17 protein-coding genes are annotated in these 18479 nt (G+C 51.1%); all 17 read right to left on the bottom strand.

Annotation, left to right across the window (positions count from 1 at the left end; all coding sequences use genetic code 11):
- Window position 1: 1 nt before the first annotated feature.
- Complete coding sequence (gene pstA / locus HV345_RS23695; RefSeq protein WP_181636119.1) at window positions 2–892, bottom strand: phosphate ABC transporter permease PstA; 891 nt, start codon at window positions 890–892, stop codon at window positions 2–4.
- A complete protein-coding gene (gene pstC, locus HV345_RS23690) occupies window positions 892–1851 on the bottom strand; it encodes a phosphate ABC transporter permease PstC (RefSeq protein WP_016155078.1) in 960 nt (319 codons plus the stop codon). The genes pstA and pstC overlap by 1 nt, the downstream gene beginning before the upstream one ends.
- Before the next feature lie 192 nt (window positions 1852–2043).
- Window positions 2044–3084 carry a phosphate ABC transporter substrate-binding protein PstS gene (gene pstS, locus HV345_RS23685; protein WP_141875728.1) on the bottom strand — a complete coding sequence of 347 codons (1041 nt, stop codon included), beginning with the start codon at window positions 3082–3084 and terminating at the stop codon, window positions 2044–2046.
- Between the two features lie 333 nt (window positions 3085–3417).
- The gene (gene glmS / locus HV345_RS23680) at window positions 3418–5247 is read right to left on the bottom strand and encodes a glutamine--fructose-6-phosphate transaminase (isomerizing) (RefSeq protein ID WP_016155081.1); all 1830 of its coding nucleotides are present in this window, start codon (window positions 5245–5247) and stop codon (window positions 3418–3420) included.
- A gap of 234 nt (window positions 5248–5481) precedes the next feature.
- Window positions 5482–6852 (bottom strand): bifunctional UDP-N-acetylglucosamine diphosphorylase/glucosamine-1-phosphate N-acetyltransferase GlmU, encoded by a 1371-nt coding sequence (glmU, locus tag HV345_RS23675; protein ID WP_019077996.1) that lies wholly within the window; start codon window positions 6850–6852, stop codon window positions 5482–5484.
- 646 nt (window positions 6853–7498) lie between these two features.
- The gene (locus HV345_RS23670) at window positions 7499–7918 is read right to left on the bottom strand and encodes a F0F1 ATP synthase subunit epsilon (RefSeq protein ID WP_003023809.1); all 420 of its coding nucleotides are present in this window, start codon (window positions 7916–7918) and stop codon (window positions 7499–7501) included.
- 20 nt (window positions 7919–7938) lie between these two features.
- Window positions 7939–9321: a F0F1 ATP synthase subunit beta gene (atpD, locus tag HV345_RS23665; RefSeq protein WP_003023806.1), complete on the bottom strand. Its 1383-nt coding sequence runs from the start codon at window positions 9319–9321 to the stop codon at window positions 7939–7941.
- A gap of 26 nt (window positions 9322–9347) precedes the next feature.
- Window positions 9348–10211, bottom strand: a complete 864-nt coding sequence (gene atpG, locus HV345_RS23660; RefSeq protein ID WP_016155083.1) for a F0F1 ATP synthase subunit gamma — start codon at window positions 10209–10211, stop codon at window positions 9348–9350.
- Window positions 10212–10261: 50 nt separating this feature from the next.
- On the bottom strand, window positions 10262–11803 hold the full coding sequence (atpA, locus tag HV345_RS23655; protein ID WP_003023802.1) for a F0F1 ATP synthase subunit alpha: 1542 nt from the start codon (window positions 11801–11803) through the stop codon (window positions 10262–10264).
- Window positions 11804–11815: 12 nt separating this feature from the next.
- Window positions 11816–12349, bottom strand: a complete 534-nt coding sequence (gene atpH, locus HV345_RS23650; RefSeq protein ID WP_006687767.1) for a F0F1 ATP synthase subunit delta — start codon at window positions 12347–12349, stop codon at window positions 11816–11818.
- A gap of 14 nt (window positions 12350–12363) precedes the next feature.
- Window positions 12364–12834: a F0F1 ATP synthase subunit B gene (gene atpF / locus HV345_RS23645; RefSeq protein WP_003827022.1), complete on the bottom strand. Its 471-nt coding sequence runs from the start codon at window positions 12832–12834 to the stop codon at window positions 12364–12366.
- 59 nt (window positions 12835–12893) lie between these two features.
- Window positions 12894–13133, bottom strand: a complete 240-nt coding sequence (atpE, locus tag HV345_RS23640) for a F0F1 ATP synthase subunit C (RefSeq protein ID WP_003023794.1) — start codon at window positions 13131–13133, stop codon at window positions 12894–12896.
- A 46-nt stretch (window positions 13134–13179) separates the two neighbouring features.
- A complete protein-coding gene (atpB, locus tag HV345_RS23635) occupies window positions 13180–13995 on the bottom strand; it encodes a F0F1 ATP synthase subunit A (protein WP_003023792.1) in 816 nt (271 codons plus the stop codon).
- A gap of 7 nt (window positions 13996–14002) precedes the next feature.
- Window positions 14003–14383: a F0F1 ATP synthase subunit I gene (gene atpI, locus HV345_RS23630; protein WP_153647272.1), complete on the bottom strand. Its 381-nt coding sequence runs from the start codon at window positions 14381–14383 to the stop codon at window positions 14003–14005.
- A gap of 614 nt (window positions 14384–14997) precedes the next feature.
- Window positions 14998–15621 (bottom strand): 16S rRNA (guanine(527)-N(7))-methyltransferase RsmG, encoded by a 624-nt coding sequence (rsmG, locus tag HV345_RS23625; protein ID WP_047358453.1) that lies wholly within the window; start codon window positions 15619–15621, stop codon window positions 14998–15000.
- 103 nt (window positions 15622–15724) lie between these two features.
- On the bottom strand, window positions 15725–17614 hold the full coding sequence (gene mnmG / locus HV345_RS23620; RefSeq protein ID WP_016155085.1) for a tRNA uridine-5-carboxymethylaminomethyl(34) synthesis enzyme MnmG: 1890 nt from the start codon (window positions 17612–17614) through the stop codon (window positions 15725–15727).
- 372 nt (window positions 17615–17986) lie between these two features.
- Window positions 17987–18436 carry an FMN-binding protein MioC gene (gene mioC, locus HV345_RS23615; RefSeq protein ID WP_181636118.1) on the bottom strand — a complete coding sequence of 150 codons (450 nt, stop codon included), beginning with the start codon at window positions 18434–18436 and terminating at the stop codon, window positions 17987–17989.
- Between the last annotated feature and the right edge of the window lie 43 nt (window positions 18437–18479).

Genomic DNA, 18479 nt, shown 5'->3' with positions numbered 1-18479 from the left:
CTTAACCGTGTTTCTTCTTCGCGAAAATGACGCGCGCCAGAATGTTCAGCAGCAGTACGCACAGGGTAATAATCAGTACCCCAGCCCAGCCCAGTTGCTGCCACTCAGCAAACGGGCTCATCGCAAACTTAAAGATAGTGACCGGCAGGTTGGCGATAGGCTGCATCATGTCGGTGCTCCAGAACTGATTGGAGAGCGACGTAAACAGCAGCGGAGCCGTTTCACCTGCGATACGTGCAATAGCCAGTAAAACGCCTGTAATGATGCCTGAGACAGAGGCCTTCAGGGTGATCGCAGAAATCATCTTCCATTTCGGCGTACCCAGCGCATAGGCGGCTTCACGCAGGCTATCCGGTACCAGCTTGAGCATGTTCTCCGTGGTACGAATAACAATGGGCACCTGCAGCAGCGCCAGCGCGATAACGCCCGCCCAGCCGGAGAAGTGCTCCATTTTTGCTACTACGATGGTGTAAACGAACAGACCGACCACGATTGATGGCGCAGAAAGCAGGATGTCGTTGATAAAGCGGATCACCTCAGCCAGCCAGGACTTACGTCCGTACTCTGCCAGGTAGATGCCCGCCATAATACCAAGCGGTGTACCAAACACGGTCGCCCACAGAATTAACAGTCCGCTACCGGCCAGGGCATTCGCCAGACCACCACCAGCCGTATTCGGCGGAGGTGTCATTTCGGTGAACAGCGCCAGTGACATACCGTCAATACCGCGGGTGATCGTGGACATCAGGATCCAGATAAGCCAGAACAGACCGAATGCCATGGTCGCCATAGAGAGCGTCAGCGCGATGCGGTTCTTCAGACGACGACGCGCCTGCATTTTACGGCGGGATTCCGCAAGCGCAGCGGTGTTTTGCATTTCAAGCGTAGCCATTAGCGTGCCCCCTCGTTCTTCGCAAGGCGCATGATCATGAACTTAGACGCCGCCAGCACGATGAAGGTAATCACAAACAGAATCAGGCCCAGTTCCATCAACGCGGCAACGTGCAGTCCTGATTCCGCTTCGGCAAATTCATTCGCCAGCGCAGAAGTAATACTGTTGCCCGGCATGTACAGCGAGGCACTATCGAGCTGGTAGGTGTTACCGATGATGAACGTCACCGCCATGGTTTCACCCAGCGCGCGGCCCAAACCGAGCATCACGCCGCCGATCACACCGTTTTTGGTGAACGGCAGGACGATGCGCCAGATAACTTCCCAGGTAGTACAACCGATGCCGTAGGCTGACTCTTTCATCAGCACCGGCGTTTGTTCGAACACATCGCGCATAACCGCCGCAATGTACGGGATGATCATGATGGCGAGGATCACGCCAGCGGCCAGAATACCGATACCAAATGCCGGACCCGCAAACAGCGCGCCAACAAACGGAATGTTGGAAAGGATGTTCCCGACCGGTTCCTGGAAGTAAGTCGCAAACAGCGGGGCAAAGATAAACAGGCCCCACATGCCGTACACGATACTCGGAATTGCCGCCAGCAATTCAATAGCGATACCCAGCGGGCGACGCAGCCAGCCAGGAGCAAGTTCAGTCAGGAATAAGGCTATGCCAAAACTCACCGGAACGGCGATCAGCAGTGCGATAAGCGAGGTGACCAGCGTACCGTAAATCGGTACTAATGCACCGTAGATATCGTTTGGCGCATCCCATTCTTTAGTCCACAGAAAGGAGAAGCCAAATTTCTGAATGCTTGGCCAGGAGGAGATAACCAGAGAGACAATAATGCCACCCAACATCAATAGCACAATCAGCGCAGCCAGTTTTACCAGCGCGCTGAATATCATGTCACCTTTTTTACCCGGTGGGTTCAAAGCAGGCTTGGTTGCAGCCATAAATCACTCTTTAAGTTTGGGCCAGGAAGCACGCATTTTATCGTGCTTCCCGGCTAACGTAATGCCATACCCTAAATAATTCGAGTTGCAGCAAGGCAGCAAGCTTGTGAATACCCAGTCACATAGATTCACTATGTGACTGGGGTGAACAAGCACAGCCAACACAGCTGCGGCTCGAAGTATGACGGGTATTTAGTACAGCGCTTTACCGCTGCTGTCCTTCACGTTGGTCTTCCATGCAGCACGAATCTGCTCAACCACGCTGTCCGGCAGGATGGCGTAATCCAGGTCATTAGCCTGTTTGCCGCCATTTTTGTACGCCCAATCGAAGAACTTCAGCACTTCAGCGCCCTGCTCAGGTTTCTTCTGCTCTTTATGCACCAGGATGAAGGTGGTGGAAGTGATCGGCCACGCATCGTCACCTTTCTGGTTAGTCAGATCCTGAGCGAAGGTTTTGCTCCAGTCAGCGCCTTTTGCAGCGTTGGCAAAGTTTTCTTCGGTCGGACTTACCGGTTTGCCATCAGCAGAGACCAGCTTGGTGTACGCCAGGTTGTTCTGCTTAGCGTAAGCGTACTCAACGTAGCCGATAGAACCCGGCAGACGCTGTACGAACGCAGCGATACCGTCGTTACCTTTACCGCCCAGACCGGTCGGCCAGTTAACGGTAGAGCCGGAACCAATTTTAGATTTCCACTCTTCGTTCACTTTCGCCAGGTAGCTGGTGAAAACGAAGGAAGTACCGGAACCGTCAGCACGACGCACAACGGCGATATTCTGAGAAGGCAGCTTCAGACCCGGGTTCAGTTTGGTGATGGCTTCATCATCCCACTTCTTAATTTTACCGAGGTAGATGTCGCCCAGCGTTTTACCGTCCAGCACCAGTTCGCCTGATTTCAGGCCAGGGATGTTCACCGCCAGCACCACACCACCGATAACAGTCGGGAACTGGAACAGGCCTTCTTGCGCCAGTTTCTCGTCAGACAACGGTGCGTCAGAGGCGCCGAAATCAACGGTATTGGCCGTAATTTGTTTTACACCACCGGAGGAGCCGATACCCTGGTAGTTTACTTTGCTACCAGTCTCTTTCTGATAGGTATCTGCCCATTTGGCATACACTGGCGCAGGGAAGGTTGCACCTGCACCTGTCAGGCTCGCTGCTGCAAACGCAGAAAACGCGCTCATGGATAAGGTCGCGGCGACAACAGTTGCGACAGTGGTACGCATAACTTTCATAATGTCTCCTGCACGGTTTTCGTAAATCGTTGTTTGAGTTGCTACTGTGAGCAAAATAGGACAAACAGGTGACAGTTAAATGTACGAAATATGACAGTTTTATGACAATGAAAAACTCGGGAAGTTTTTTATCTAAAAATACATTTAAAACAGAATGTTAATCACCATCATGACAATAACATTTCGCTGAAATTTTCTTTTTATGACACTGAAAACAGTAGTTGAAGATGACGGTTTGTCACATAAAACAGGCGGGATAATTGATTAAAAACAGAACAAGCTAAAAAAATGCCCCGCTTGCAGCAGGGCATTTTCAGTTCAGTTAAGTGCGGATTACTCTACGGTAACCGACTTTGCCAGGTTACGCGGCTGGTCCACGTCGGTGCCTTTAATCAGCGCCACGTGATACGCCAGCAGTTGCAACGGAACGGTGTAGAAGATCGGTGCAATCACCTCTTCCACATGCGGCATCTCAATGATGTGCATGTTTTCGCTGCTGGTAAAGCCAGCATCCTGGTCCGCAAAGACATACAACTGACCGCCACGAGCGCGAACTTCTTCAATGTTGGATTTCAGTTTTTCCAACAGTTCGTTGTTCGGCGCAACTACGATAACCGGCATATCGGCATCAATCAGCGCCAGCGGACCGTGTTTCAGTTCGCCTGCAGCATAAGCTTCAGCGTGAATATAAGAGATCTCTTTCAGCTTCAGCGCGCCTTCCAGCGCAATCGGGTACTGATCGCCACGGCCCAGGAACAGCGCATGGTGTTTGTCTGAGAAACCTTCCGCCAGAGCGGCAATGCGTTTGTCCTGAGACAGCATCTGCTCAATACGGCTCGGCAGTGCCTGCAGACCATGAACGATCTCCTGCTCGATAGACGCATCCAGACCTTTCAGACGAGACAGTTTCGCCACCAGCATCAGCAGAACGGTCAGTTGGGTGGTAAATGCTTTCGTGGAGGCCACACCGATTTCGGTACCGGCATTGGTCATCATCGCCAGGTCGGATTCGCGCACCAGAGAAGATCCCGGTACGTTACAAATAGCCAGCGAGCCCAGATAGCCCAGCTCTTTAGATAAGCGCAGACCCGCCAGGGTATCCGCCGTTTCACCGGACTGGGAAAGGGTAATCATCAGGCTGTTACGACGCACGGCGGATTTGCGATAGCGGAACTCGGAAGCGATTTCGACATCACAAGGAATACCAGCCAGCGATTCAAACCAGTATCGGGACACCATACCGGAGTTGTAGGACGTACCGCAGGCGATAATCTGGATATGCTCAACCTGAGACAGCAACTCGTTGGCACGTGAACCCAGTTCGCTTAAATCCACCTCACCGTGACTAATGCGCCCGGTCAGCGTATTTTTAATTGCGTTCGGCTGTTCGTAGATCTCTTTCTGCATGTAGTGGCGATAAATACCTTTTTCGCCCGCGTCATACTGCAGATTCGATTCGATATCCTGACGCTTCACTTGTGCGCCAGACTTGTCAAAAATAGAGACTGAACGACGGGTCACCTCCGCGATGTCACCTTCTTCCAGGAAGATAAATCGACGGGTTACCGGCAACAGCGCCAGCTGATCGGAAGCGATAAAGTTTTCCCCCATCCCCAGACCAATCACCAGCGGGCTACCTGAACGGGCCGCCAGCAGAGTTTCCGGGTTACGGGTATCCATGATCACCGTGCCATAGGCACCGCGCAACTGTGGAATAGTACGCAGTACGGCTTCACGCAGCGTACCCCCCTGTTCCAGTTCCCAATGCACCAGGTGAGCAATCACTTCGGTGTCGGTTTCAGAAACAAAGGTGTAACCACGGGTTTTCAGTAGTTCACGCAGAGGTTCATGGTTTTCAATGATGCCGTTATGCACCACAACAATGTGTTCAGAAACATGGGGATGCGCGTTCGCTTCTGAAGGTTCACCGTGTGTCGCCCAACGGGTATGAGCGATACCTGTACCACCATGCAGCGGATGTTCTTCCGCAGCAGCAGTCAGCATCTGCACTTTACCCAGACGACGCAGACGGGTCATGTTGCCTTCAGCATCGACAACGGCCAGACCAGCAGAGTCATAACCACGATATTCCAGACGACGTAAACCTTCGAGAAGGATTTCAGCTACATCACGCTGCGCGATAGCGCCAACAATTCCACACATATTTTTTGATTCCGAATTTAGGCATTTGCCTGTCGTTGTCGCTGACCTGTATTTGCCCTTTCCGGGCGCCCCGAGCCTTGTAGAGAGTGGGGTTATTTTTATGGTACTGCTTGTTGAGCGGAGGATTATGTTATCCCCTCATCTCTTGTCTGCCTGATGGCGCAAGCGCTTATTGACCTACAGAACGTCGCCGCACGTAGGACGGATAAGGCAAAGCCGCCATCCGGCAAAAAATTACTTCTTCTTCACCGGACGCTGCCAGCCCTGTTTATGGACCTGAGGTACACGGCTTAATACCAGTTCGTTATCGGCGACATTACGCGTTACGGTAGTGCCAGCAGCGATGGTGGCACCTTTACCCACGGTGACAGGCGCCACCAACTGAGTATCAGAACCCACAAACACATCATCACCAATAATGGTTTTAAACTTATTGGCACCATCGTAGTTGCAGGTAATCGTACCCGCGCCGATATTCACATTATCGCCAATTTCCGCATCGCCCAGATAGGTCAGATGACCAGCTTTAGAACCTTTACCCAGACGCGCTTTTTTCATTTCGACGAAGTTACCCACGTGCGCGCCTTCCTGCAGCTCAGCACCCGGGCGCAGACGCGCGAATGGACCGATGGTGCAAGCGGCTTCCAGATGGGCATCTTCCACCACACTGTATGGGCTAAGCTCACAACCTTCACCAATCACGCTGTTTTTGATGATACAGCCAGCACCAATCTTGACGCGATCCCCAACGGTTACGTTACCTTCAATGATAACGTTAGTATCAATTTCAACATCGCGCCCGTGAATAAGCGTACCGCGAAGATCAAAACGTGCAGGATCGCGCAGCATCACGCCCGCCAACAACAGTTTCTCTGCTTGCTCAGACTGATAAACACGCTCCAGACGGGATAACTGAAGACGGTTATTCACCCCTTCCGTTTCGCTAATACGTGCCGGATGTACCGCAGCAATTTCGCGTCCTTCCTGATACGCCATCGCAATGATATCGGTGATGTAGTATTCACCCTGCGCATTGTTATTGGTGAGTTTGGACAGCCAGCGCTTCATATCAGCGCCATTGGCAATCAGAATACCAGTGTTGATTTCCTGGATTTGGCGCTGCTCGTCAGTTGCATCTTTATGCTCGACGATACCGGTGACGTTACCGTTCTCACGCGTAATACGCCCATAGCCGGATGGATCATCCAGTTTTACCGTTAACAGGCCGATGCCGCCCTGCGGTTTAGCATCACGCAGGCTACGTAAGGTATCGGTAGAGATCAGCGGCACATCGCCATAGAGCATTAAAATGTCTTCGTCATCACCAAAGAATGGCGCTGCCTGCTGCATTGCATGGCCGGTCCCCAACTGCTCTGCCTGCAGAATCCAGTTTAGATTGCCATCTTTCAGCGTCTGCTTAAGCAAATCACCACCGTGCCCGTAGACCAGATGTACGTGAGTCGCACCTAATTCATTAGCGGCATCAATGACATGCTGAACCATCGGCTTTCCTGCGAGGGTATGCAGCACTTTAGGGAGATCGGAATACATACGCGTGCCTTTGCCTGCGGCAAGGATCACGACGCTCATAGCATTATTCAACATACACGTCCTGACTGTAATTTGAGAACGAATTTATACCGTTTCACATTGAAAATACTACATTTTTTTCATCGTGAAATGGACCGAAAATAAAACGTTCAATCGGGAAAATTTCCCCTCTGATAACACTCTATTTTCGTCTATTTCGGCGTCTTTTGTCTCCCAAAACCAGGAGTCTGCTCTTATTAAAGCCTTAGGTTAATGTTTTTGCTATTTTTTTACTGCATGAATAAAGAGTTACAAAAGAAAAGTACAATATTATTAATGTGATCAGCGAGAAGCAGAAAAATACTGTTTTAAAAGGGAAGAGGACAAACGATCAAGCGGAGGAGTGGGATTTAATAACAGATGGCGCCGTATGAAGCATCGCGCCACAGAGCAGGTCGGGAAGACTAAACTTCCATACTGCTGAAAAGGGCGATGATTTTGTTAATCAGTTTCATGTTGGTATCCTGTTTTTATCTGAGTTAATTATGTGACACACATCACACAAAAAAGAGTCTACGCCTCATTTTTTAACCGATCAATATTTTTGTGACACAAATCACAAAAATATAAAACAGCTTTTTAGTTCCACTTTCACTGAAACAAAACCATAAAAAAAGCCAGCCTGGCAACCAGACTGGCTTTTGTGCTTTTCAAGCCGGTGTTACATCGCTTTTTTGGTCAACTCGATAACGCGCAGTTTCGCGATCGCTTTGGCCAGTTCCGCAGATGCCTGAGCGTAATCCACGTCACCATGAGAGCTCTTAATGTGCTCTTCAGCCTTACGCTTCGCTTCCAGGGCTCTCGCTTCATCGAGATCCTGTCCGCGAATCGCGGTATCAGCCAGAACGGTCACGCTGCCAGGCTGCACTTCGAGAATGCCGCCGGACAGATAGATAAACTCTTCATGACCGAACTGTTTAACGATGCGGATCATACCAGGCTTAATGGCGGTGAGCAGCGGTGCGTGACCCGGGAAAATACCCAGTTCACCTTCACTACCCGTTACCTGGATTTTTTCGACCAGACCAGAGAACATTTGCTGCTCTGCGCTGACGACGTCCAGGTGGTAAGTCATTGCCATATCACCCTCCGATTAAGGCGTTAAAGTTTTTTGGCTTTTTCCACGGCTTCGTCGATAGAACCAACCATGTAGAACGCCTGCTCTGGCAGGTGGTCGTATTCGCCTTCCATGATGCCTTTAAAGCCACGGATGGTGTCTTTCAGGGATACGTATTTACCCGGAGAACCGGTGAATACTTCCGCAACGAAGAACGGCTGGGACAGGAAGCGCTGAATTTTACGTGCGCGTGCTACAACCAGTTTGTCTTCTTCAGACAGTTCATCCATACCCAGGATGGCGATGATGTCTTTCAGTTCCTGATAACGCTGCAGCAGAGACTGTACGCCACGCGCGGTGTCGTAGTGTTCCTGACCAACAACCAGCGGATCCAGCTGACGGCTGGTGGAGTCCAGCGGGTCAACTGCCGGGTAGATACCCAGAGAGGCGATCTGACGACTCAGTACCACGGTTGCATCTAAGTGAGCAAAGGTGGTTGCTGGGGATGGGTCAGTCAAGTCATCCGCAGGTACGTATACCGCCTGAACGGAGGTGATAGAACCGGTTTTGGTAGAGGTGATACGTTCCTGAAGAACACCCATCTCTTCCGCCAGGGTCGGCTGGTAGCCTACCGCTGATGGCATACGACCCAGCAGTGCGGATACTTCTGTACCGGCCAGGGTGTAACGATAGATGTTATCAACGAACAGCAGAACGTCACGACCTTCGTCACGGAACTTCTCAGCCATGGTCAGACCGGTCAGAGCAACGCGCAGACGGTTTCCCGGCGGCTCGTTCATCTGGCCATATACCAGGGATACTTTGTCCAGAACGTTGGAGTCGGTCATTTCGTGGTAGAAGTCGTTACCCTCACGAGTACGTTCACCCACGCCCGCAAACACGGAGTAACCGGAGTGTTCGATCGCGATGTTACGGATCAGCTCCATCATGTTTACGGTTTTACCTACACCCGCACCACCGAACAGACCAACTTTACCGCCCTTAGCGAACGGACACATCAGGTCGATAACTTTGATGCCGGTTTCCAGCAGTTCCTGAGAGCTGGACAGCTCTTCATAGGAAGGTGCCGCGCGGTGGATAGCCCAACGCTCTTCTTCACCGATATCGCCTTTCATGTCGATCGGGTGACCCAGGACGTTCATGATACGACCCAGAGTTGCTTTACCTACCGGGACTTCGATCGGGTGCTCGAGATCTTTGACTTCCAGACCACGACGCAGACCGTCGGAAGAACCCATGGCGATGGTACGTACGATACCGCCGCCGAGCTGCTGCTGAACTTCCAGCACCAGGCTCTCTTTACCATTCATAACCTCAAGAGCATCGTACACGCGCGGTACGGCATCCTGAGGGAATTCGACGTCAACCACGGCGCCGATTACCTGGACAATTTTTCCAGTAGCCATCTTGAATCCTCTACGAATTAACCTGGTTATACCGCGGATGCACCACCGACGATTTCGGTGAGTTCCTGAGTAATGCTGGCCTGACGAGCTTTGTTGTATACCAACTGCAGCTCTTTAATCAGGCTGCCGCCATTGTCGGTCGCGGCTTTCATCGCCACCATACGTGCGGCCTGCTCGCTGGCCAGGTTTTCTACCACGCCCTGATAAACCTGAGACTCGACATAACGACGCAGCAGGGTATCCAGCAGCGCTTTCGGGTCTGGCTCATACAGGTAATCCCAGGATTTACGCTTCAATTCATCATCATCTGATGCCGGCAGAGGCAGCAGTTGGGTGATGGTTGGCGTCTGAGACATGGTGTTAATAAATTTGTTGCTGACAACGTACAGTCTGTCCAGACGACCTTCATCGTAGGCCTGCAGCATCACTTTAACCGGACCGATCAGTTCGGACAGGGAAGGGTTATCCCCCATGCCGGTTACCTGAGCAATCACATTACCGCCAACGGAGTTAAAGAAAGACACGCCCTTAGAGCCGATCATTGCGATATCGCACTGAACGCCTTTATCGGACCATGCTTTCATATCCGCCAGCAGCTTTTTGAACAGGTTAATGTTCAAGCCACCGCACAGACCACGGTCGGTCGACACCACCAGGTAGCCCACGCGCTTAACGTCGCGTTCTTCCAGGTAAGGGTGCTTATATTCCAGATTACCATTCGCAAGGTGACCAATCACTTTGCGCATGGTCTCTGCATAAGGACGGCTGGCCGCCATGCGATCCTGCGATTTACGCATTTTGGAAGCGGCGACCATCTCCATCGCTTTAGTGATCTTCTGCGTGTTCTGGACGCTTGCGATCTTACTACGTATCTCTTTTGCGCCGGCCATGAGCTTCTCCTCAATGCCTTGCGGTCCGCCCTAAAGCAGACCGCCAGACGTTACCAGGACTGGGTTGCCTTGAAGGAATCGAGGATAGCTTTCAGCTTGCCTTCGATTTCATCGTTATAGCCACCGGACTGGTTGATCTCTTGCATCAGCGGAGCGTGGTCACGGTCAACGTAAGCCAGCAGAGCGGCTTCAAAGCTACCGATTTTCGCCAGTTCCACATCTTCGAGGTAACCGCGTTCAGCCGCAAACAGCACCACACCCTGCTGTGCTACAGACATTGGGGCGTACTGTTTCTGCTTCAGCAGTTCAGTTACTTTCTGACCGTGGCTCAGCTGCTTACGAGTAGCTTCATCCAGGTCGGAAGCGAACTGAGAAAACGCTGCCAGTTCACGATACTGCGCCAGTGCGGTACGAATACCACCGGACAGTTTCTTGATGATCTTGGTCTGCGCTGCACCACCTACACGAGATACGGAGATACCCGGGTTAACTGCCGGACGAATACCGGAGTTGAACAGGTTGGTTTCCAGGAAGATCTGACCATCTGTAATGGAAATTACGTTGGTCGGAACGAACGCAGAAACGTCACCCGCCTGGGTTTCGATAATCGGCAGAGCGGTCAGGGAGCCGGTTTTACCTTTAACTTCACCGTTGGTGAACTTCTCAACGTATTCCGCGTTTACGCGGGATGCGCGCTCCAGCAGACGGGAGTGGAGGTAAAATACGTCGCCCGGGAATGCTTCACGTCCTGGTGGACGACGGAGCAGCAGGGAAACCTGACGGTAAGCAACAGCCTGTTTAGACAGGTCATCGTAAACGATCAGCGCGTCTTCACCGCGGTCACGGAAGTATTCGCCCATTGCGCAACCGGCATATGGCGCCAGGTATTGCAGAGCAGCAGATTCAGACGCGGTCGCCACAACAACGATGGTGTTGGACAGTGCGCCGTGTTCTTCCAGTTTACGAACCACGTTAGAAATGGTGGACGCTTTCTGGCCGATAGCCACGTACACACATTTGATACCGGAATCACGCTGGTTGATGATGGCATCGATTGCCATCGCGGTTTTACCTGTCTGACGGTCACCGATGATCAGCTCACGCTGGCCACGACCGATTGGGATCATGGCATCAACAGATTTATAACCTGTCTGTACTGGCTGGTCGACGGACTGACGTTCGATTACGCCTGGTGCGATAACTTCGATTGGCGAGAAGCCATCGTTATCAACCGGACCTTTACCGTCAATTGGGGAACCCAGAGTATTCACCACACGACCCAGCAGGCCACGGCCAACCGGAACTTCCAGAATACGACCCGTACACTTAACCTTCATGCCTTCGGCGAGGTCAGCGTATGGACCCATCACAACGGCACCTACGGAGTCGCGCTCCAGGTTCAGTGCGATAGCGTAACGGTTACCCGGCAGGGAAATCATCTCACCCTGCATACAATCGGCCAGGCCGTGAATGCGGATAACACCGTCACTTACAGAAACAATAGTACCTTCGTTGTGAGCTTCGCTCACAACATTGAACTGAGCAATGCGCTGCTTGATCAGTTCGCTGATTTCGGTGGAATTCAGTTGCATGCTCCAGTCCCCTTAAGACTGCAAGACGTCTGCAAGGCGCTCAAGACGGCCGCGTACGCTGCCATCAATGACCATATCACCCGCTCGGATGATTACGCCAGCCATTACAGACTTATCGATTTTGCAATTCAGCTTAACTTTGCGTGACAGACGTTTTTCCATCGCTGCACTAATCTTCGTAAGCTGTTCATCACTCAGTGCATTGGCAGAAGTGACTTCTACCTCAGAGATAGCCTCACTGGCTGCACGCAGATGAATAAACTGCTCAAGAACATCCGGGAGCGCATTCAGACGGTTATTTTCAGCCATTACCCTAATCAGGTTTTGGCCGCTTTCGTCCAGCTGCTCACCGCACACGGCGATAAACGACTCAGCGAGCGTTTCCGGCGCCAGCGCGCCAGAGAGAAGCTCTGCCATTTGTTCGTTTTTCGTCACCTCAGCGGCAAACGTCAGCATATCCTGCCAACGGTCAACGCTTTGGTGCTCAACGGCAAAGTCAAAAGCTGCTTTGGCGTAGGGGCGAGCTACCGTAATAAATTCAGACATCAGCCCCTCCCTCCTTACAGTTCAGCGACAAGTTTGTCCACGATGTCGCTATTAGCAGCTTCATCCACGGAACGTTCGATGATCTTCTCGGCGCCAGCAACAGCCAGGATAGCAACTTGCTTACGCAGCTCTTCGCGAGCACGTTTACGCTCGGCGTCAATTTCCGCCTGCGCCTGTGCCACGATTTTAGTACGTTCCTGCTCTGCTTCAGTTTTAGCTTCGTCCAGGATCTGAGCACGGCGTTTGTTCGCCTGCTCGATGATTACCTGAGCTTCCGCTTTCGCTTTTTTCAGCTGGTCGGTCGCGCTGGCCTTTGCAAGGTCAAGATCCTTATGTGCTCGTTCTGCAGAAGCAAGGCCGTCAGCAATTTCTTTTTGACGTTTTTCGATGGCAGCCATTAAAGGCGGCCATACGTACTTCATGCAGAACAGAACGAACAGGACAAACGCGATGGCCTGGCCGAGGATTGTTGCGTTAAGATTCACAGCACAATGCCTCTATCTAGTTAACGTTCTGATATTGCTCTTAATTCAAGCAACGCTTACTACGCGACAGCAAACATCACGTACAGACCCAGACCTACAGCGATCATTGGGATTGCATCCACCAGACCCATAACGATAAAGAACTGAGTACGCAGCAGAGGAATCAGATCCGGTTGACGCGCTGCGCCTTCCAGGAATTTACCCCCGAGGATGCCGATACCGATCGCAGCACCGATTGCCGCCAGACCCATCATCACAGCGGCAGCAATGTACAGCAGATCCATATTCAGGTTTTCCATGACAGTCTCCAGTTTGTTTCAGTTAAAACGTAGTAGTGTTGGTAAATTAATGCTCTTCAGATGCCATCGACAGATAGACAATCGTCAGAACCATAAATATGAAGGCTTGCAGCGTGATAATCAGTATGTGGAAAATGGCCCATGGCACATTCAGGATCCACTGTGACCACCACGGCAACAGACCAGCAATCAGAATGAAAATCAGCTCACCGGCATACATGTTGCCGAACAGTCGCAGACCAAGAGAAATTGGTTTGGACAGCAGGCTTACCCCTTCAAGGATTAAGTTGACAGGGATGAACGCCCAGTGATTGAACGGCTGCAGCGTCAACTCTTTCGCGAAGCCGCCGATGCCTTTCATTTTGATGCTGTAGAACAGAATAAGGATAAATACGCCCAGCGCCATCGACAGGGTGATGTTTACGTCAGCAGACGGAACCACACGCAGAGCCGGCAGGCCAAAGATATGCTCACCGATGTACGGCAGCAGGTCGATAGGCAGTAAATCCATCAAGTTCATCAGGAATACCCAGACGAAAATCGTCAGGGCCAGCGGAGCAATCAGCTTGCTTTTGCCATGGTACATGTCTTTCACGCTACCATGCACAAAGCCGATTACCAGCTCAATCGCGGTCTGAAATTTACCTGGTACGCCGCTGGTCGCCTTTTTAGCTACGCTACGGAACATAAGCAGGAACAACAGACCCAGAACCACCGAGAAGAAAATGGAGTCAATATTGAGCGTCCAGAAGGTGGCTGGGGGGTTGTGCGGATCCACCAGCGAGAATGTACGTAGGTCCAACTGAAGGTTATTCAGATGGTGTCCTATGTAATCCTGCGGCGTCATATTTTCTGAAGCCATGATGCCTTTACCCTTTGTTGTTAATTACAGCCGGCGCCAGTATCTGAACCACCAGCACCAAAACCCACGTAACGATCAGCGGCATGAATACCGCTTTCAAAACAGCCAACGCCACCACCAGCAAAACCAGCATAGCTAACACCTTGAAGGCTTCGCCGAAGGCGAACGTCCAGGCTACTCGGCCTTTAGCTGGTGTATGCGCCTGGTGACGCCAGGCAAATATCATAAACAACACATTAGGCAGTAACACTGCCAATCCACCGCACAATGCGGAGATGCCCCAGAAAGGGTCTTTGAGGCTAAACAGCAATCCACTTGCTATTACCGCCAGAAACTGTATGAGCAAAAGCTTACGAGCAACGTTTCGACTCAAGAGCGACATAGACATCACGTTTTTACTCCTGCTCCCTTCGAGGTATGCCGCGTGTCGTATAAAACGTTCTTTATGGCTTAGAGTCAAGCATCAAAAAGCGGTCAAATTATACGGTGCGCCTTCGTGATTTCAAACAATAAGTAGCTAAAAAGTGAATAAATGTTTAAATATTTTTCGCTACCCCACATTTATCACTTTTAAGCAAACTGTGAACGATCATGCAAAACTGCAAATGCCGCGTAAATACTGGCGGCAAAGCGTGCACCAGATCACATATTGAACATATTCACCTTCGCATAATTTATTTACGTGGCAAATGATGCCTTTTCATCTTTTTGATATTTAAGCGTAAAAATAGCCACTATTTCAAAAACAACAGCTAACAACAAAAAAACCACGCATTGACATTTATAATAAAAAATTAACATAACGGGTGGTTCTTACGTTCTATTTTTAGCAGACTGATATTTTCACAGCTGACTTGTTTCGCTTTTAACAAAAAACGGTACGTTATAGTTATGATGCAAAACCGTAAGGCGCTAGTGAATTGTAACGACATTTAACCACACTATTCCCTATGACTTTTAACACCTGAATAGCCGTTTTTTTTCTATTTTTTTTGATAAAAATTAAATTTTGTTTGGCTTAATAACCACCAGATGACGTTCACCATCCAGTTGCGGAACGCGTAATTTTTCGACCGACTCGACGCTGAATTCTGCAGGCAACGAAGCAATTTCATCTTCAGGCAACTGCCCTTTTAGCGCATAAAAACGCCCATCCATGCCAGGCAAATGATGGCACCAACTCACCATATCAGTAAGTGACGCGAACGCACGGCTAATGACCCCATCGAACGGCGGCTCTGAAGGGAATTCTTCAACGCGACTTTGCACAGGAGTGATGTTAGTAAGCGCAAGCTCATGCTGCACCTGACGCAAGAAACGGACGCGTTTTCCCAGACTATCCAGCAGTGTGAAATGCGCTTCAGGGCGCACGATAGAGAGAGGAATACCCGGCAGGCCCGGTCCCGTACCCACGTCAATAAAACGCTCCCCCTTCAGATACGGCGCGACGACAATACTGTCCAGAATATGGCGCACCAGCATTTCGTTGGGATCCCGTACCGACGTCAAGTTGTACGCTTTGTTCCATTTGTGCAGCATATCGACATACGCAATCAGCTGATTTTTCTGGTGATCGGTAAGAGAAATACCAGCATCAGCCAGCAGACGAGAGAGTTTGTTGAGCACGGTCGTTACCTGTTCATAATCAATTTCCCGATGCGCTATAGCTTATCGGGACTACAAATTTGTAGGGCGGGCAGGCGAAGCGCCCACCGCCAAAATAGTGTTATCAAGCGCTGCGGCGCAGCATACCTTGTTTCTTCAGCCATACCAGCAGAATGGAAATGGCGGCAGGCGTTACGCCAGAAATACGCGATGCCTGGCCGATCGATACCGGTTTGTGATCGTTCAGCTTGGCGATAACTTCATTCGACAAGCCTGAGACCTGACGATAATCCAGCGTTGCAGGCAACAGGGTGTTCTCATTACGCTGTTGTCTTTCGATTTCTTCCTGCTGACGGGCGATATACCCTTCGTATTTCACCTGAATCTCAACCTGTTCCGCGGCCTGAGCATCGTCGAGCGCTGGTGCGAACGCAGATAAAGAGGTCAACTGAGCATAGGTCATATCCGGGCGGCGCAGAAGATCTTCACCGCTGGCTTCACGTGACAAAGGCGTAGCCAGGTGAGCATTCACTTCTGCTGCAGATTCCGCTAACGGATTTACCCAGGTTGATTTGAGACGCTGACGTTCCTGTTCGATACGCTCCAGCTTCTCGTTGAAACGAGCCCAGCGCTCGTCGTCCACCAGACCCAGTTCACGCCCAATTTCGGTCAGACGCAGGTCGGCGTTATCTTCGCGCAGCATCAAACGGTATTCTGCGCGTGAGGTGAACATACGGTACGGTTCTTTGGTGCCAAGCGTACACAGATCGTCCACCAGTACACCAAGATAAGCCTGATCGCGACGCGGTGCCCAACCGTCTTTCTCAGCAGACAAGCGCGCGGCGTTCAGACCCGCCAACATCCCTTGCGCGGCAGCTTCTTCGTAACCGGTAGTACCGTTAATCTGGCCCGCAAAGAACAGACCCTGGATGAATTTGCTTTCCAGAGTGGGTTTCAGGTCGCGCGGATCGAAGAAATCATACTCAATCGCGTAGCCAGGACGGACGATTCTGGCATTTTCCATTCCCTGCATGGAGCGGACAATTTGCATCTGCACATCGAACGGCAAGCTGGTGGAGATACCATTCGGATAAATTTCGTTAGACGTCAGTCCTTCCGGTTCGAGGAAGATCTGATGCTGATTACGATCGGCAAAGCGCATCACTTTGTCTTCGATCGACGGGCAGTAGCGCGGACCGATACCTTCGATCACGCCTGCGTACATCGGGCTACGATCGAGGTTATTGCGGATCACGTCATGGGTTCTCTCATTGGTATGCGTGATGTAACACGGCATCTGACGCGGATGTTGAGAAGCATCGCCCAGGAATGAGAAGACCGGCATCGGGTTATCGCTGTTTTGCTGGCCGAGCACGCTGAAATCAATAGTGCGTGCATCGATACGCGGCGGCGTACCGGTTTTCAGGCGGCTGACGCGTAACGGCAGTTCACGCAGACGGCGTGACAGCGGGATAGACGGCGGATCGCCAGCACGGCCGCCGCTGTAGTTGTCCAGACCAATATGAATTTTGCCGTCAAGAAAAGTCCCTACGGTTAACACAACCGCTTTGGCACGGAACTTCAGTCCCATTTGGGTCACTGCACCCACAACACGATCGTTTTCAACAATCAGATCTTCAACTGCCTGTTGGAAGATCATCAGATTGGGTTGATTCTCGAGTGCGGTGCGTACTGCCTGGCGATAGAGCACACGGTCGGCCTGAGCTCGGGTAGCACGAACGGCTGGCCCTTTGCTGGCGTTTAGTATCCTAAACTGGATACCTGCATGGTCGATCGCTTTTGCCATCAACCCACCAAGCGCATCCACTTCTTTTACCAGGTGTCCCTTCCCAATACCGCCGATCGCCGGGTTGCAGCTCATCTGTCCCAGAGTGTCGATATTGTGTGTCAAAAGCAGAGTCTGTTGACCCATTCGCGCCGCGGCCATTGCGGCCTCGGTGCCTGCATGACCCCCGCCAATGATGATGACGTCAAAAGGATCCTGATAAAACATGGTAATTGCCTCGCATAACGCGGTGTGAAAGTGGATTGAAGCCCAGGCCGTGGATTCTACTCAACTTTAGTCGATCGAGAAAGCCCTGGGATCCTGGGTATTAAAAAGAAGATCTTTTTATTTAGAGATCTGTTTTATTGTGATCTCTTATTAGGATCGCAACTTTCTGTGGATAAGGGCGATCCTTTGAATAAGATCAACAGGTTGTTGAGGATCATTAGCTGTGAATGATCGGTGATCCTGGCCCGTATAAGCTGGGAGCAGAATGAAGGGTTATACACAACTCAAAAACTGAACAACGGTTGTTCTTGGGATAACTACCGGTTGATCCAAGCTTTTAACCAGAGTTATCCACATAAAAAAGTACGATCTTTACAAATCTCTGAGCAATGGATGCCAGGATCCCAGCCAAATTTCAGCCGGATCTTCCGGAATTTCATGTTCCAGTACGTTGATCCTGAGCGTTTCGCCGATCTGTTTTGCCCCGCAGGCTTTCAGTTCGGCTTCCAGCTTGTCGATTGCGCCGCAAAAGGTGTCATATTCACGACTGCCGATCCCGATTGCACCAAAGTGCACTTGTGAAAGGTCCGGTTTTTGCTCGCATAAGGCATCATATAAAGGCTGCAGGTTGTCAGGAATGTCTCCCGCACCGTGCGTGGAGCTAATAATCAGCCAGATCCCATCAGTCGGGACCTCTTCAAGCGTTGGCCCATGCAGTATTTCGCTGGAAAAACCCGCGTCGTCCAGTTTTTCAGCCAGATGCTCTGCTACATATTCCGCACTGCCAAGCGTGCTGCCGCTGATAAGAGTGATTTCTGCCATGATCGCCCACCTTTATAAAGAGGGCGTATTGTACGCTGTGAGC

Origin of the sequence: Citrobacter sp. RHBSTW-00986, from assembly GCF_013783065.1 — a bacterium.
Classification (GTDB): domain Bacteria; phylum Pseudomonadota; class Gammaproteobacteria; order Enterobacterales; family Enterobacteriaceae; genus Citrobacter; species Citrobacter braakii.
Note: the sequence above shows the minus strand (reverse complement) of the source record. Positions and strands in the feature narration are given on the sequence as shown.